Consider the following 15,879-nt stretch of genomic DNA (forward strand, 5'->3'; position numbering starts at 1 on the left):
GACTCCTGTTCAAAGATTGCGCGAAATGACCATGCGCTGAATGTCGCTGGTACCTTCGTAGATCTGGCAGACTCGCACGTCGCGGTAGATGCGCTCCAGCGGGAAGTCGTTGAGGTAACCGTAGCCGCCCAGGGTCTGCAACGCCATGGAGCAGACCTTTTCAGCCATTTCCGAGGCGAACAGCTTGGCCATGGAGGCCTCCACCAGCGCCGGTTGGCCACTGTCTCGCAGGGCGGCGGCGTAGTGCACCATTTGCCGGGCCACGGCGATCTGGGTCGCCATGTCGGCCAGGCGGAACGCCACGGCCTGGTGCTCGATGATCGGCTTGCCGAAACTGGAGCGCTCCCGCGCATAGTCCCGGGCCGCCTCGAACGCCGCGCGGGCCATGCCCACCGCTTGCGCCGCGATGCCCACGCGTCCGCCTTCCAGGTTCGCCAGGGCGATCTTGTAGCCCTCGCCCTCCTCCCCCAGGCGATTGCCCACTGGCACCTTCAAATCCTCGAAGAGGATCTGGCAGGTGTCGGAAGCGTGTTGGCCGAGTTTGTCTTCGACCCGGGCCACGCTGTAGCCCGGCGAATCGGTCGGCACGATGAACGCACTGATGCCACGCTTGCCGGCGCTCGGATCGGTCACCGCGAACACGATCACCACCCCGGCGTTCTGCCCGGACGTGATGAACTGCTTGCAACCGTTGAGCACGTAATGATCACCCTCCAGCCGCGCCCGCGTCTTGAGGCTGCTGGCGTCCGAACCGGCCTGGGGCTCGGTCAGGGCGAAGGCGCCAAGCATCGCGCCACTGGCCAGGGGCGTGAGGAATTTCGCCTTCTGCTCATCGTTGCCGAACTTGAGGATCGGCACGCAACCCACCGAGTTGTGCACGCTCATGATGGTCGAGCATGCGCCGTCGCCGGCGGCGACTTCTTCCAGGGTCATCGCGTAGGCCAGGTAACCGGTGTCACAACCACCCCACTGCTCCGGCACCAACATGCCGAAGAAGCCCAGTTCGGCCATTTCATCGATGGCTTCCCGGGGAAAACGGTGCTCGCGGTCCCATTCGGCGGCGAACGGTTTCAAGCGTTCCTCGGCGAATTGCCGAGCCATGTCGCGGATTTGGGTCTGTTCTTCAGTCGGGAGCATGGTGATTCCTTAATACAGGCATTCGACGGCCATGGCCGTGGCTTCGCCGCCGCCGATGCAAATGGCCGCGACGCCGCGCTTGAGCCCCTTCTGGCGCAACGCCGACAGCAGGGTCACCAGGATCCGTGCGCCAGACGCGCCAATCGGGTGGCCCAGCGCACAGGCACCGCCGTGGACGTTGACCTTGTCATGGGCAATCTCCAGCTTGTCCATGGTCACCAGACTCACCACGGCAAAGGCTTCGTTGACTTCGAACAGGTCGACTTGATCCAGCGACCAACCGGTCTTTTGCATCAGTTTCTTCATGGCGCCAATCGGTGCGGTGGGAAACAGGCTCGGGGTATCGGCAAACGCCGCGTGACCGTGAATCACTGCCAGGGGCTTGAGGCCACGCTGGACGGCCTGGCTCTGGCGCATCAGCACCAGCGCCGCGGCACCATCGGAAATGGAACTGGAATTGGCCGCCGTCACCGTGCCGCCCTCGCGGAATGCCGGCTTGAGCGAGGCGATCTTGTCGATCCGGGCCTTGGGTGGCTGCTCGTCGTGGCGCACGGTCACTTGTTCCTTGCCAACCATGACCTGCAACGGCACGATCTCGGCATCGAAACTGCCGTCCTTGATCGCCTGCTGGGCGCGGGTGGTGGACGCAATGGCGAAGGCATCCTGGGCCTCGCGACTGAAGCCATTGGCCTCGGCGCAATCTTCGGCGAAGGTGCCCATCAGCCGACCTTTGTCGTAGGCGTCTTCCAGGCCGTCGAGGAACATGTGGTCGAGCACCCGGCCATGGCCCATCCGGTAACCGCTGCGGGCCCGATCGAGCAGGTACGGCGCGTTGGACATGCTTTCCATGCCGCCGGCCACCACCACTTCGGCGCTGCCGGCGATGAGCATGTCATGGGCGAGGATCGCCGCTTCCATGCCCGAGCCACACATCTTGTTGAGCGTGGTGCAGCGGGTCGACTTGTCGAGGCCGGCACCCAGCGCGGCCTGACGCGCCGGTGCCTGGCCCAGGCCGGCGGCGAGCACGCAACCGAACAGCACTTCTTCAACCGCGTCGGGTGCGATGCCGGCACGCTCCACGGCGGCCTTGATGGCGGCGGCACCCAACTGCGGGGCGCTGAGGCTTTTCAGTTCGCCCTGGAAGCCGCCCATGGGTGTACGGACGGCGCTGACGATGACAATAGGATCGTTGGACATCATGAATCCTCCTGATTATTTGGCTGCCATACGCAAGGCACCGTCGAGACGGATCACCTCGCCGTTGAGCATGCTGTTCTCAATGATATGCCTGACCAGCGCCGCATACTCGGAAGGTTTCCCAAGGCGCGGCGGAAACGGCACGCCGGCGGCCAGGGAATCACGGACTTCCGGGGTCATGCCGGCCATCATCGGGGTCTCGAAAATCCCTGGCGCAATGGTCATCACCCGGATGCCAAAACGCGCCAGCTCGCGGGCGGCCGGCAATGTCAGGCTGGCGATGGCGCCTTTGGATGCAGCGTAAGCCGCCTGGCCGATCTGTCCATCGAAGGCCGCCACCGACGCGGTATTGATGATCACCCCGCGCTCGCCGTCGGCGTCTGCCTCGGTTTCGGCAATGGCCGCAGCCGCCAGGCGCAGCAGGTTGAAGCTGCCGATCAGATTGACGTTGATCACCTGGCTGAAGCTGGCCAGCGCGTGGGGACCGTTCTTGCCGAGGATCTTCTCGCCGCGCACGATACCGGCGCAGTTCACCAGACCATTGAGACCACCGAACGCATCGACCGTGGCCTTGACCGCCGCTTCAGCCGCCGCTTCGTTACTGATGTCGGCCACCACGCTCTGGCAGCCCAGTTTTTGCGCCTGGGCGGCCACGGCGTCGGCGTTGAGGTCCACCAGCATCACTTTGGCACCGGCCTTGACCAGCATTTCGCCGGTGGCCGCGCCGAGGCCGGAAGCACCGCCGCTGACGAGAAAAATCTTGTTGTCGATCTGCATCATGGTTTCCTTGGATTCAAGCTGAAACGTTCTGCGCCGCAGCCTCTTGAGCTTTGGCGATTTCCTGGTTGCGCAAGATAAAGCGCTGCAACTTGCCGCTTGGGGTTTTCGGCAAGTCGCTGACAAATTCGATTTCACGGGGATAGGCATGGGCCGCCAGGCGCTTGCGCACGTGCTGGCGCAATTCTTCGGCCAGTTCCGCAGAGGCACGGTACTGCGCGCTGAGTACCACGAAGGCCTTCACCAGCTCGGTGCGTTCCGGATCAGGCTTGCCGATCACCGCCGCTTCCACCACCGCCGCGTGTTCGATCAGCGCGCTTTCCACGTCGAACGGACCGACCCGGTAGCCGGACGTGGTAATCACGTCGTCGCTGCGGCCTACGAAACTGATGCTGCCGTCCGGGTTCAGCTCCACGGTGTCGCCGCTCAAGTAGTAGTCACCGACGAAGGCCTTGGTCGGCCCGCCTTCGTAACCGGCGAACCAGCACATGGGCGACTGGCTGCGGTCCAGTGCGAGAATGCCCGGCTGGCCTACGCCCAGCTCGCGCTGGTTTTCATCCAGCACCACGATCCGATGGCCTGGCGAAGCAAAGCCGGCCGCGCCCAGGTGCACCGGGTGTTCCAGCCCATGGTGGTTGCACAGCACCATGCCCAGTTCGGTCTGGCCGTAATGGTCGTGGATCACCACGTTCAGGTTGTCGGCGAACCAACGGATCACCTCCGGGTTCAATGGCTCACCGGCGCTGCTGACGATGCGCAGCTTGCCCTTGATCGAGCGGGCAAACTGCTCGCCACCGGCAATCAACAGGCGATAGGCCGTGGGCGAGCCGGTGAGGTTGGTGATGCCGTATTTGTTGATGACCCGGCAGGTGCTTTCCAGGGTGAACGGGCCATCGTAGAAGGTAATCGGATGCCCCATGGCCAGCGGCCCGGTCACGCCAAAATAGATGCCGTAGGCCCAGCCCGGGTCGGCGACGTTCCAGAAGGCGTCTTCGGGACGCAGGTCTACCGCGTCACGGGTGTAGTTCTGGAACGCAACGATGGCCTTGAGTGGCACCGACAGCGCCTTGGCAGGTCCTGTGGTGCCGGAGGTGAACATCAGCAGGAACGGGTCTTCGCCGGTGAGCATCAGCGGTTCGCACTGGCTGGAGTGGTTCGCCACCTCGGCCCAGAAACTGTAGTCGCCACGCACGATGCCCTGGCCCTTTTCGCCGCCGACCGTGACGATGGTGGGACAACCGGCGACTTCGTCGAGCTTGGGACGGTTGACCGCATCGGTGACGACCAAGCGCGCTCCAGAACTGCCGAGGCGGTGCTCGATGGCCTTGGGCCCGAATGCGGTGAACAACGGTTGATACACTGCCCCAATGCGCCAGGTGGCGAGCACCACGATCAGCAGTTCAGCGGTGCGCGGCAACAGACCGGCCACTTTGTCGCCCTTGCCGATGCCTTGGGCGCGCAGGAAATTGGCGAACCGCGCGGCGTTGTCCTGCAGGTCACGGTAAGTCCAAGTCGCATCGCTGCCGTCACGGCCCTCCCAGAACAAGGCGATGCGCCCTGGCAACGCATGCCGGTCGCAACACTCTACGCAGGCATTGAGCGCCTCGAGCGAGCCGTGCAGTGCAGTGTTGACGGTGTGCAGGTAATCGAACTGCGAAGTGGCGGACGAATAATCGCGCATGACCAGCATCCCTCTGTGGTTTTTATTGGTTGGGGGAACCGTGAATAGCAGGCAAATACTCGCGCCGAAGGGCTGTAGCGGCAATGGTCAAAGCTTTCAAGTTGCTTGACTGGTTTGGCCATGGTTTAGGGATGTGGTGTTGTTTAGGCACTCATCGCGAGCAAGCTCGCTCCCACAGGGGATTTGTGATGGACCTCGATTTTGTGACCACCCAAGCACCAATGTGGGAGCGAGCTTGCTCGCGATGGCGGCAGTTCAGCCGCTACAAGGGCTGCTGCCAGGCAAACGAATACACCTTCTCCGGCGTTGGCGACTGGCAGCGCTGGTTGTCCGCATCAACCCCCACCAGGAACCACTCGGCCCTTGAGGTATTGCCGACCCGGCGAGCTTTTTGCGGGTCGTAACAGCGGGCCAGGTCCCGAGCGGGCACCAGGGCGAAGGCCTGCGGGTGGCTGCGTAGCCAGGTGGCGGATTGTTCCAGGGAGTTGCCGTTATAAAAGCCGAAATGCACGATGGGTTGCTGGGCGAACAGCCAATGGCCCTCACGCCAACCCACGAGCACCAACTCGGCATTTGCAGTCATTCCGGCGACATCGCGCATCAAGGTCTGGTGGGGGTTGATGCCTTCCTTGTGGGGCTCGACGAAGCCGCGCACAAACCAGGCACACAACCACAGCGCAACCAGCACATTGAAGACCGCCCTGCCCCTTGGGCGCGCGCCAAACCAGCGGCGTAGCAGCCACGGCACAAGCGGCGCCACCACCAGAATCAACGCGGGTAACGCGGGAAAGATATACAACTTGCGTTTGCCGCTGCTCAGGCTAAAGAACACCAACACCAGCAGTACCCAACCGAGCAGCACCAGCACCCGACCGTCATGCTTGAGCAATTGTCTGCGCCAGGCCGGCACCAGCCAGGGGAGCATGAACACAATCGGCAGCCAGTACTTCGGAATCACCTGGACGAAGAAGTACCAGAAAGGTTCGCGGTGTTCCCATGCGTTGGCATAACGCCCAGCGGTCTGCTTGAACAGGATTTCCTGGGCGTACGCCAGGCTGTCGGCACTGCCCTGCGCGACAATCATCAGCAAGGGCCCCAGCCATAACGCAATGGCGGCCAATGCTACGACCAGCCCCAGCCACCAGCGTCCTGCCTGGCCAGGCATGGCCACCACCCCTTTCCAACCTTTGCGCAGCGCATAGGCGTAGGGAATCAGCATCAGCACCGGCAGAAAACCCACGCCTTTGCTGATGATCCCGAACCCCATCGCCGCACAGGCCACGTAGTACCAACGCCAGGCCGGGCCGAGCAACACGTGCCGGCACAAGCCATAGATCCCCAGGATGGTCCAGAGCGCAAGGAAACCATCGATCTGCCCGGTGCGCAGGATGCTGTAGGTCTGGTAGGTCGCGAGAAACAAGAGCGCCGCGATCACCCCCACGCGCCGTCCCCACAAGCGTCGGCCCAGGTCATACAGGCACGCGGTGGTGACGGCGCCTGCCAGCAGCGCGGGCAAGTACAGGGCAACTTTGGGCAGGTGGGTCAGTTGCACGAACAGCGCCACCGTCCACATGAACAGCGGCGGTTTGTCGGCGTAGATTTCACCGGCGCGATGGGGAATGAACCATGAGCCGTTCTGCAGCATCTCCAGGGCAACGCCAAGGAAGCGCTCCTCATCGACGTTCATCGGTTGGCGCCAGCCAAGGCCAGCGCCCACTATGATCAAGGCCAATACCACCAACGCCAGGAGCTCGAGCCGCGAGGAAGATAATCGTATCCGCACCGGTTCAGCCCTTCTTGGTCAGTTCGGGGTTTTCCTGCTCATGATGCTTGGCGATCAACTGTAAATTGCGCAGGTAAACGATAAAGCCGAAAGACTGGCCGACAATGAACACCGGGTCTTCGCGGTAAATGGCATAGGCCAGCAACAGCGCGCTACCGATGATGCTCAGGTACCAGAAGCCAACGGGAATCATGCTGCGCTTCTTGTATTCGCTGTACAGCCATTGCAGGGCAAAACGCCCGGTGAATGCCAATTGACCACCGAAGCCAACGGCCAACCACAACGATTCTCTGCCCATTTCAAACCTCGGTTTCTTGTGCGTTGACATCCAGGCGGGTGCGCTTGATCAGCCACCACACCCCGAACAGATCGACAATGCCCACCAGCGCCCGGTCCAGATTGCCGTAGTTGGACACCCCGGCCCCACGCTCACGGTGATTGACCGGTTGAACCAGCATTCGGCCGTTGTGACGGCGGATCAGCGCCGGGATAAAACGGTGCATGTGATCGAAATACGGCAGGCGCAGAAACGCCTCGCGCTCGATCAGCTTGATGCCGCAACCGGTGTCGGGCGTCTGGTCCTTGAGCAGGCTGGCGCGCAGTTTGTTGGCAAATCGCGAGGCCCAACGCTTGCTCGCCGTGTCCCGGCGGTTGACGCGATGCCCTGCCACCAGCTTGACGCCCGCGGGGGTGCCTTCGGAGCCGCGCACCAGGTCGAGCATTTTCGGCAGATCGGCCGGATCGTTCTGACCGTCGCCGTCCAGGGTTGCCAACCAATGCCCGCGTGCCACTTCAGCGGCGTGGTAGATCGAGGTGCTCTGGCCGAGGGAACGGGTGTGGCTGAGCACCCGCAATTGCTGGTAGCCACTGCCTTGTAAGGTTCTTAACTCAGCGGCGGTGGCGTCGGTGCTCCCATCGTCCACCACGATGACCTCAAAGTTCTCATTGGCCAACGCCGTGCGCACTTCTTCGAGAAGTGGGATGAGATTGCCTGCCTCGTTTTTGGCCGGAATCAGGACCGACACATAAGGGGTTTCGTGCATGATGCTCCAGAAAAGATGCTGGGAAATGAGGGGTTAGACGGCGTAATAGTCGCGGTACCAATCGACAAACGACTGCACACCGACCGGCACTGCGACCTGTGGGCGAAACCCCACCCGCTCCTCCAATTCACGAGTGTCCGCCCACGTGTTGACCACGTCGCCCGATTGCAACGGCAAGAAATTCTTTATCGCGCGGATGCCCAGCGCTTCTTCAATGCACTCGATAAACTGCAAAAGCTTCACCGGTGAGCCGAAACCGATGTTGTAGACCTTGTTGCGCACGCCCGTCTCATCGGTCGGCGGCAGCGGTATCAGCCGCACGAGGCCCTCGACGATGTCGTCGATATAGGTGAAATCGCGAGACATCGCACCGTCGTTGTAAACGTCGATGGTGCGACCGTTGAGGATGGCATCGGTGAATTTGAACGGCGCCATGTCGGGCCGTCCCCAAGGCCCATACACGGTAAAAAACCGCAGGCCGGTGGTGGGAATTCCATAGAGATGCGAGTAAGCGTGGGCCATCAGTTCATTGGCGCGCTTGGTCGCCGCATAGAACGATACGGGCTGATCGACGGGGTCGGTCGTGGCGTATGGCAGGCGGTCATTCAAGCCATACACCGAGCTGCTTGAGGCGAAGATCAGGTGCGCCGGCCGATGGGCGCGGCAGGCTTCCAATATGTTGAGGAAACCTACCAGGTTGCTTTGCGCATAAACGTCCGGGTTGTCGATGGAATAACGCACGCCGGCTTGGGCCGCGAGGTGAACGACTTGGTCGAAGGCATGTTCGGCAAACAACTCCAACAGCGCCTGCTTGTCTGCCACATCCAGCAACTGAAAGCGGAAATCGCGGCATTCGGTCAACTGAGCCAGTCGTGCCTGTTTCAGCTCGACGCTGTAGTAGCTGTTGAGGTTGTCGATGCCAATGACCTGATGGCCATCGCTGCACAGCCGCTTGGCGGTATGAAATCCGATGAACCCTGCGACGCCGGTGACGAGTACTTTCATACGTCTCGTCCTTGCGGACCTTTCCCAACGGCGTGACAGGACCTGACTTGCAAACCGACACAATCGCTACCCAAAACGGTCACTTGCATACATTACTCTGATGGATGGCCTGGCTTTTCCGGTACCTGCAGAGGCTTATATCAAACATAGATGACGGTTTTATGAGCGGTAAATGACGCGATCGACCCCCTGTGGGAGCGAGCTTGCTCGCGATGAGGGCCTGATAGTCAATGAAGAGGTGGCTGGGCCACCGCTATCGCGAGCAAGCTCGCTCCCACAAGGGGGCTTGGGCAGGCACAAGATTGGAGGCCACCCGATGGGTCAATCAGGGTCGTTGAGAATCAGGCTGCGATAATGCCCAGGGTTGGAGCCGGACCATTTGCGAAACGCCTTGTAGAAGGAGCTGGCATCGGCAAAACCCAGGCGCGAGGCGATTTCGACGAAACTGATGGAGGGCTCGGCCAGCCAGGTGATTGCCAGATCCTTGCGCACGCTGTCCTTGAGGCCCTGGTAAGTCTGGCCTTCCTCCGCCAGGCGGCGGCGCAGGGTGGACGCGGACACGCACAACTGCTGGGCCAGCGCCTCGGTTTCCGGCCACTGTTCGGCAGGCAACTGCCGCAGGTCGTGCCGGATACGGCTGGCCAGGCTTTGCGGGTTGCGGTATTTGACCAGGATGTTGGCCGGGGCCTGGGCCAGGAAGCGCTTGAGCTCATCAGCGTTGCGCCTGATCGGCAGGTCGAGGCATTCAGCCGCGAGAATCATCCGGGTGCGCGGCCGGTCAAAACGCAGGTTCTGGGAAAACATCACCCGATAGTCGTCGCAGAAATCCGGTGCCGGGCAACGCAGTTCGACGGAAAGAATGGGAATGCGCCGCCCGGCCAGCCAGCAGGCCACGCCATGGACGATCATCCAATAGGTGAAATAGGTAAAGGCCCGGCGCGGTTCCTGATCGTCTTCCAGCAGCACGATCTCCGCCAGGCTTTGCTGGCGCATCCACTGGGCCGGCAGATGTTCGAGCATCAGCGACAGAAACCCCAGCCCCGCCGTCAAGCCGCTCGCCAGCGTGGGCTGGGCCATGGCGCACTGACAGAGAAACGCCAGGCTGCCGGACTTGAGCTTGCGCGGGTCCATGCCAAAAAACTCGTCATCCAGACGCCGGGCGAGCAAACGCCAGAGCCGCGCATAGGCATGGGCCGGCACCCGCGCCTGGGTGTCGTCGAGCAACGCAGGGTCTATGCCTACCTTGTTCAGGACCTCATCGGTAGCCGCTCCGGGGGCGCAGCTCTGCAGCAGCGCCTCTCGCACCAACTGGATGGAGATGGTGTCTTTTTTCGACATGGCGCGGGTGTTCACAGGATCCGGTAAAGCAGCCGTTCTATCCGCACCCGGCTGACCCGCTTCAGGAACCTGGCCACGGCGTCGGGGTAATCCGGCAGGGTTTCCAGGTCCAGGTAACGTTCGATCCGGCGGGTGTGGCGGTAGATCTGTTCAAGCTCGGCCTGGCGCGGCGCCAGCAACTCGCCCTTGGGGTCGTCCAGCAACAGCGCGTTTTCCAGGTCCAGGCGAAAGGCCCGCGGGTTGAGGTTATTACCGGTCAGCAAGGTGTAGCGCTCGTCGATCCACATGCCCTTGAGGTGATAGGTGTTGTCCCCGTCACGCCACAGGTGCAGGTTCAATTGGCCGCTGTCGATAGCGCGCTGATGGCGTTTGGCGAAGCGCCGCAAGCTGATTTCGTAGAGGTATGGCAGCGCCGCGATGATCTTGAACGGCTCGCTTGGCGGAATGTAGAAGTCGTTGGCGGTCTTGTCGCCGACGATTATGTCGATCTTGACCCCGCGGGCCAGGGCGCGATTGAGCTCCCGGGTCACCGCCAGGGGCAGGTTGAAATACGGTGTGCAAATGGTCAGTTGCTGGCGGCTGCTGGCGATCAGTTCGCCGATCACCCGGCTCAGCGGATTGTTCTTGCCCACCCCCAGCAACGGGCTTACCGACAGGCCGCTCTTGTCGAGGCTGCCAACGCTGGTGTCATAGGTCGCGTACTTGAGGCGACTGCGCAAATCGCCGATGTCCTTGCGCAAACTGCGGGTGCTGGGCAGGTTCGGCAGATCCAGGCGGTGCACGGCCCTGGAGGTGACCAGGCCGTGCTGCACCAGGTGATGCATCGAATCGGCCAGTGCCGTGTTCTGCAGCAGGTGATAGCGGTCGTAGCGGTACTTGTCGAACTTGTGCAGGTAGACGTTATTCAGGCTGGCGCCGCTGTAGAGCACACAGTCGTCAATCACGAAGCCTTTCAAGTGCAGCACGCCGAACAGCTCGCGGGTCTGCACCGGCACGCCGTAGATCGGCACTTCGCTGGCATGGGTGCGAGTCTGCTCCTGGTACCACGCCGAGTTGCCCGGCTGCTTCTTGGCGCCGATCAGCCCGCGCTGGGCCCGCAGCCAGTCCACCACCACGACCACATCCAGTTCCGGGCGCGCGGCCTTGGCGGCATGCAAGGCATCGAGGATTTCCTGGCCGGCCTCGTCCTGTTGCAGGTACAACGCGACGATGTAGATGCGCTGGGTGGCCTGGGCGATTTTCTCCAGCAGGCAACGGCGGAATTGGGCAGCGCCATCGAGGATGGTCACCGCGTCGGCGGTCAGTGCAAAGCTGCGCAGCTTGGGCAGCAGGGAGCGTTTGAAAAGCGACGGCATAGGGCTCGCAAAAGGTCGATTCCGAAGAACGGATGAGCTTACACCATGGATGGGTTTGGGTCTTCCTGTCCTCAAGAAAAAAAGACTTGACCAAGGAGAACGATCATTCTACTTTTGTTTCATGAACGAAATCACTGGTAATGAAACACGAGACATCATCCTCGATGTCGCTGAAAAGTTGATCTATAAAAGTGGCATCGCCGCCACCGGCATGGACCTTCTGGTGAAAACCGCCGGCGTCTCCAGGAAAAGTGTCTATCGCTACTTCGCCAACAAGGACGACCTGATCGTGGCCGCCCTCAGGCGGCGGGACGAACGCTGGATGCACTGGTTCAGCACCGAGGTGGACAAGGCGCCGACCCCGACTGCACGGCTGCTCAACCTGTTCACCGTGCTCAAGGGCTGGTTCGACAGCGAAGGTTTCCGCGGCTGTGCCTTCATCAACACCAGTGGCGAAACCGGCGATCCTCAGGATCCGGTCCGCCTGGTGGCGAAGCTGCACAAACAGAAGTTGCTCGATTACATAACCCGGCTGTGCGTCGAACAAGGTGTCCAGAACCCGGACGCACTGGCCCGCCAACTGCTGATTCTGATTGACGGCGCGATTACCGTGGCGCTGGTCATGGGCGACCACAGCGCGGCTGACGACGCCCAGGACATGCTGAAGATGTTGTTACACGCCTGAGCTGTTGGACCTTGTGCAATTCATTGGAGATCCGCCATGTCTGCTTCTTCCGAAGTTCGTCCGCCGTTGCCGCCGTTCACTCGTGAATCGGCGATCGAGAAAGTTCGCCTGGCCGAAGACGGCTGGAACTCTCGTGATCCACAAAAAGTATCCCTGGCCTACACGCTGGATACTCAATGGCGTAACCGCGCCGAATTCGCCCATAACCGCGAGGAAGCCAAGGCGTTCCTGACTCGCAAATGGGCCAAGGAGCTGGATTATCGGCTGATCAAGGAGCTCTGGGCCTTCACCGATAACCGCATCGCCGTGCGCTATGCCTACGAATGGCACGACGACTCGGGCAACTGGTTCCGCTCCTACGGCAACGAAAACTGGGAGTTCGATGATCAAGGCCTGATGTACAACCGTTACGCCTGCATCAACGACATGCCGATCAAGGAAAGCGAGCGCAAGTTCCGCTGGCCGCTAGGCCGCCGGCCGGATGATCATCCGGGGTTGTCTGAGTTGGGGTTGTAACGCTTTCGACTGACCTGCCGCCATCGCGAGCAAGCTCGCTCCCACATTGGATTTTAGCGAATACACATGGTGTGTCCGACATGGAACCCCTGTGGGAGCGGGCTTGCTCGCGAAGGCGGCCTTGCAGCCGACCTGGCTCTCCCGGTCGTACACCCATCAGATCTGTGGGAGCAAAGCTTGCTCGCGAGGCGGCCTAATAGTCGACCTGGCTCTTCCGGTCGTACTCCGATCCCATTGTGGGAGCGAGCTTGCTCGCGATGACAGCGGCATATCCGACAAAGGTGCAGGCTGACTCACCGCTATCACGAGCAAACTCCCACAGCAGCGCCAGACAAGTGGCCCCTCCAACAGGCTTGACCCACATGCCGCCAGGCATCACATTGCCTGGGCCGGCGATAAGCTCGCTGTTTCGTTGTGCAGCAGATTTTTGTGGAGCCCATGACCGCGTCGATTCCGATCCGTCCCCCCTGCCCGCCCGGCGTCTGCGATTGCGGCCGTGATGCCTTGCTGCAAGCGCCTGGCAGCGACCTGCGCATCCTTTGCTTGAATCGCCAGGAAGAAAAACGCCTGCTTGAACGCCTGGAGAACATCCAGAGCCTCGACGAACTCCAGCGCCTGCAGCAACGCCTGTACGAAAACCTGGGGATCCGCCTGAGCGTCGAGCCTGGCTATAACGAAGTGCGGACCATGCGCGGCATCGCCATCGAATTCCAGGACCAGCCCGGCCTGTGCCGCAAGATTCGCCAGTCGATTCCCGCCGCCATCCGCCGTGGGCTGGAAAAACGCCCCGAAATTGCCTGGCGACTGCTGGATGCTCACGATCTGTTTCGCGACATCTGAACCCAGGCGGCTCCTTCCCTGGAGCGGCACCTGGGCCTAGAAATCCACCGTTGCGGAAATCAGGTAGGTGCGCGGGGTCGACAACGTCAATCCGGCCTCACTGTCATCCGACGCCCCGGCCGAACTCCAGTAGCGCTTGTCTGCCACGTTTTCGATGTTGGCCCGCAGGGTGACGTTCTTCTCGTCGACCTTGAATGCGTAGCGGGCGCCGACGTCGAAGCGTTCCCAGGAATCGATTTCCTTGGTGTTGGACTGGTCCAGGTACTGCGAGCTGGAGTAGATGCCCCGGCTGGTCAGGGTCAGGCCCTGTACCGTCGGCACGTCCCATTCGGCACCGAGGTTGACGTTGTACTTCGGCGTGGCGGGGGCGCGGTTGCCATCGAAGGTGCCATTGGTGGTATGGGTCAGTTCGCTGTCGATGTACATCACGCCGCCGAGCAAACGGGTTCCCTTCAGCGGTTCGCCAAACACACTCAACTCCACGCCGGTGTTTTCTCGCTTGCCGTTCGGGCCGAAGACACGCGTCGTGGCGTCGGTCGCATAGGCCGGCTGCTTGATCCGGAACAGCGCGGCGGTGACGGCGAATGGGCCGGCATCATACTTGGCGCCCACCTCGACCTGACGGCTGATGAACGGCGGGAAAATCTCATCCTCGTTCACCGACGTCGACGGCGCGATCTTGCCCTGGCTCAGGCCTTCCATGTAGTTGGCATACAGCGACAACTTGTCCGTCGCCTTGAACAGGATGCCGCCCGACGGTGAAACCTTTTCCTCATCGTAGGCAGTGTCGCCCTTGACGTTATTCGTCCAGTCGTCAACCTTCACCCGTTGCCAGCGAGCGCCGAGGGTCAGCAGCAAGCGATCGTCGAACAGCCCCAGGGTGTCGGACAACGCCACGCCACTGAAGCGGTTCTCGGTGTAGACCTTATCGTCCTGTCGCGTCGGGTTGCTCGGCGCCGGGGTCTGCACCGGTTCATACAGGTTGCTGCGACCGTTGGCGTAACGGGCGCCGCCATTTTCGAAGTCCATGTAGAAATAGCTGGCAGCCAGGTTGACCTCATGGCTCACCGGGCCGGTATGGAACCAGTTGCGCACCCCGGCTGTGGCCGTGCGGACATTTTCGTCGCGGGTAAAGTCTCGGGGCTGGACGGTGAAGTCACCCGCGTCGTTGGTGACCGAAACGTTGTGCCGAAGGAAGTCGTGCTCGCTTTTACGCGCTCCGACACCGCCATACAGCATGACGGAATCGTTGACGTCGAATTCAGCGTTCACGGTGCCGAAGGTGTCCTTGGTGCGCGCCTTGCTCCAGGACTGGGCGTAGTTGTCGCGCACATCACTGGCGTGAGGAACCTGTGCATTGGCGCCCACCTGCACGCGTTCCTGGGGCGCGTCGGTGTTACGTTCGGTGTGGCCGATGTCCGTCGAGAGTCGCAGGCGCTCACCGCGAAAATCCAGGCCCAGCACCGCCATCTCGCGGTCCACGCTCTGTTGATCCCATTCGGTGTCGCCCGCCTGCTTCACGCCATTGAAGCGAATCCCGAACTTGTCATCTTCGCCAAAGCGCCGACCGACATCCACAGCACCGCCCAGTTGGTTGTTGGAGGCATAGCTGCCGGTGAACGAGGTGATGGGCTTGTCGGTGGCACGCTTGGGCACCACATTGATCCCGCCGCCCACGCTGCCCCGCGGCGAGATACCGTTGATGAGCTGGCTCGGGCCCTTGAGGATATCGACGCGTTCGGCCATTTCCATGTCGATGGTGTAGGTCGGCAGGATGCCGTAGAGACCGTTGTACGCAACATCGCTGTTGAACAGGCTGAAACCACGAATGGTGAACTGCTCAAAGCGTCCGCCCGCCGGGTTGGTGGCGCGGACCGAGGGGTCGCTGGCGATCATGTCGCCCAAGGTGCGCGCCTGCTGGTTCTTGACCGCCGCGCTGGTGTAGGTGGTCATGCTGAACGGTGTTTCCATGAAATCCCGCGAGCCCAGCAAGCCTTGCGAACCACGGCGAGCAACCTGGCCACCGGCATACGCCGGGCTGTCCGTCGACGTCGTGGCGCCTAGAATCGAGGTGGGTGCCAGTTGCAGGCTGCCGCCTTCCGGTGCCGGCGTCAGGATATAGGCCTGCTCACCCACCGCTTGCAATTGCAGGCCCGAACCCGACAACAGCCGGGCAAACCCCTCCTCTACGCCAAACTCACCCGAAAGCCCGGCGCTGTTGCGACCACTTACCAGGGCCGGATCCACCGACAGGTTGACGCCCGCCAGCCCGGCAAACCGGGCCAACGCTGCGCCGAGGCTGCCGGCCGGCACCTGATAGCTGCGCCGGTCGGTTTCTTCGGCCAGGCTCGATGAGATAAAGAATGGGCTGGCGCTCAAGCTCAGCATGAGGCTCAGGTTCAACAGCGGACGCCAGCCGGCAAAGGCCGGGCGCAAACGCAAAGGTGCAACTGCGGACATTGGAAAGCGCTCTCATTTTTGTTCAGTTGCCTTGAATGACAAGCGAGACAAAAAAAGGGGAC

Annotated in this window: 14 protein-coding genes; 3 read left to right on the top strand and 11 right to left on the bottom strand. The window is 61.7% G+C overall.

All coding sequences use genetic code 11. The features are described from left to right. Positions 1–9: 9 nt before the first annotated feature. From KI235_RS15870 to pssA, 10 genes are all read right to left on the bottom strand, one after another. Positions 10–1,137 carry an acyl-CoA dehydrogenase gene (locus KI235_RS15870; RefSeq protein WP_003202012.1) on the bottom strand — a complete coding sequence of 376 codons (1,128 nt, stop codon included), beginning with the start codon at positions 1,135–1,137 and terminating at the stop codon, positions 10–12. 9 nt (positions 1,138–1,146) lie between these two features. Continuing rightward, complete coding sequence (locus tag KI235_RS15875) at positions 1,147–2,337, bottom strand: acetyl-CoA C-acyltransferase (protein ID WP_013693402.1); 1,191 nt, start codon at positions 2,335–2,337, stop codon at positions 1,147–1,149. A 12-nt stretch (positions 2,338–2,349) separates the two neighbouring features. Next, positions 2,350–3,111, bottom strand: a complete 762-nt coding sequence (locus KI235_RS15880) for an SDR family NAD(P)-dependent oxidoreductase (RefSeq protein ID WP_003202015.1) — start codon at positions 3,109–3,111, stop codon at positions 2,350–2,352. 16 nt (positions 3,112–3,127) lie between these two features. Continuing rightward, positions 3,128–4,792 (bottom strand): AMP-binding protein, encoded by a 1,665-nt coding sequence (locus tag KI235_RS15885; protein ID WP_003202016.1) that lies wholly within the window; start codon positions 4,790–4,792, stop codon positions 3,128–3,130. A 262-nt stretch (positions 4,793–5,054) separates the two neighbouring features. After that, positions 5,055–6,479 carry a glycosyltransferase family 39 protein gene (locus tag KI235_RS15890; RefSeq protein WP_223472317.1) on the bottom strand — a complete coding sequence of 475 codons (1,425 nt, stop codon included), beginning with the start codon at positions 6,477–6,479 and terminating at the stop codon, positions 5,055–5,057. Positions 6,480–6,579: 100 nt separating this feature from the next. Then, positions 6,580–6,873, bottom strand: coding sequence for a lipid-A-disaccharide synthase N-terminal domain-containing protein (locus KI235_RS15895; RefSeq protein ID WP_003202020.1), 294 nt, complete (start codon positions 6,871–6,873; stop codon positions 6,580–6,582). Between the two features lies 1 nt (position 6,874). Next, complete coding sequence (locus KI235_RS15900) at positions 6,875–7,618, bottom strand: glycosyltransferase family 2 protein (protein ID WP_003202022.1); 744 nt, start codon at positions 7,616–7,618, stop codon at positions 6,875–6,877. Between the two features lie 33 nt (positions 7,619–7,651). Further along, entirely contained in the window at positions 7,652–8,623 is a 972-nt protein-coding gene (locus KI235_RS15905) for an NAD-dependent epimerase (RefSeq protein ID WP_038859627.1), read from the bottom strand. 321 nt (positions 8,624–8,944) lie between these two features. After that, entirely contained in the window at positions 8,945–9,961 is a 1,017-nt protein-coding gene (locus tag KI235_RS15910; protein WP_003202027.1) for an AraC family transcriptional regulator, read from the bottom strand. An 11-nt stretch (positions 9,962–9,972) separates the two neighbouring features. Continuing rightward, complete coding sequence (gene pssA, locus KI235_RS15915; protein WP_003202029.1) at positions 9,973–11,316, bottom strand: CDP-diacylglycerol--serine O-phosphatidyltransferase; 1,344 nt, start codon at positions 11,314–11,316, stop codon at positions 9,973–9,975. 121 nt (positions 11,317–11,437) lie between these two features. Between pssA and KI235_RS15920 the strand changes: the two genes are divergently transcribed. From KI235_RS15920 to KI235_RS15930, 3 genes are all read left to right on the top strand, one after another. Then, complete coding sequence (locus tag KI235_RS15920) at positions 11,438–12,001, top strand: TetR/AcrR family transcriptional regulator (protein ID WP_003202031.1); 564 nt, start codon at positions 11,438–11,440, stop codon at positions 11,999–12,001. Between the two features lie 36 nt (positions 12,002–12,037). After that, a complete protein-coding gene (locus KI235_RS15925; RefSeq protein ID WP_003202034.1) occupies positions 12,038–12,517 on the top strand; it encodes a nuclear transport factor 2 family protein in 480 nt (159 codons plus the stop codon). Positions 12,518–12,955: 438 nt separating this feature from the next. After that, positions 12,956–13,357, top strand: a complete 402-nt coding sequence (locus KI235_RS15930) for a hypothetical protein (protein ID WP_003202036.1) — start codon at positions 12,956–12,958, stop codon at positions 13,355–13,357. 36 nt (positions 13,358–13,393) lie between these two features. On the opposite strand, the gene KI235_RS15935 is transcribed toward KI235_RS15930, so the two are convergent. Further along, a complete protein-coding gene (locus tag KI235_RS15935) occupies positions 13,394–15,817 on the bottom strand; it encodes a TonB-dependent receptor (RefSeq protein WP_013693408.1) in 2,424 nt (807 codons plus the stop codon). Between the last annotated feature and the right edge of the window lie 62 nt (positions 15,818–15,879).

Origin of the sequence: Pseudomonas sp. St386, assembly GCF_018325865.1 — a bacterium.
Lineage (GTDB): Bacteria > Pseudomonadota > Gammaproteobacteria > Pseudomonadales > Pseudomonadaceae > Aquipseudomonas > Aquipseudomonas brassicacearum.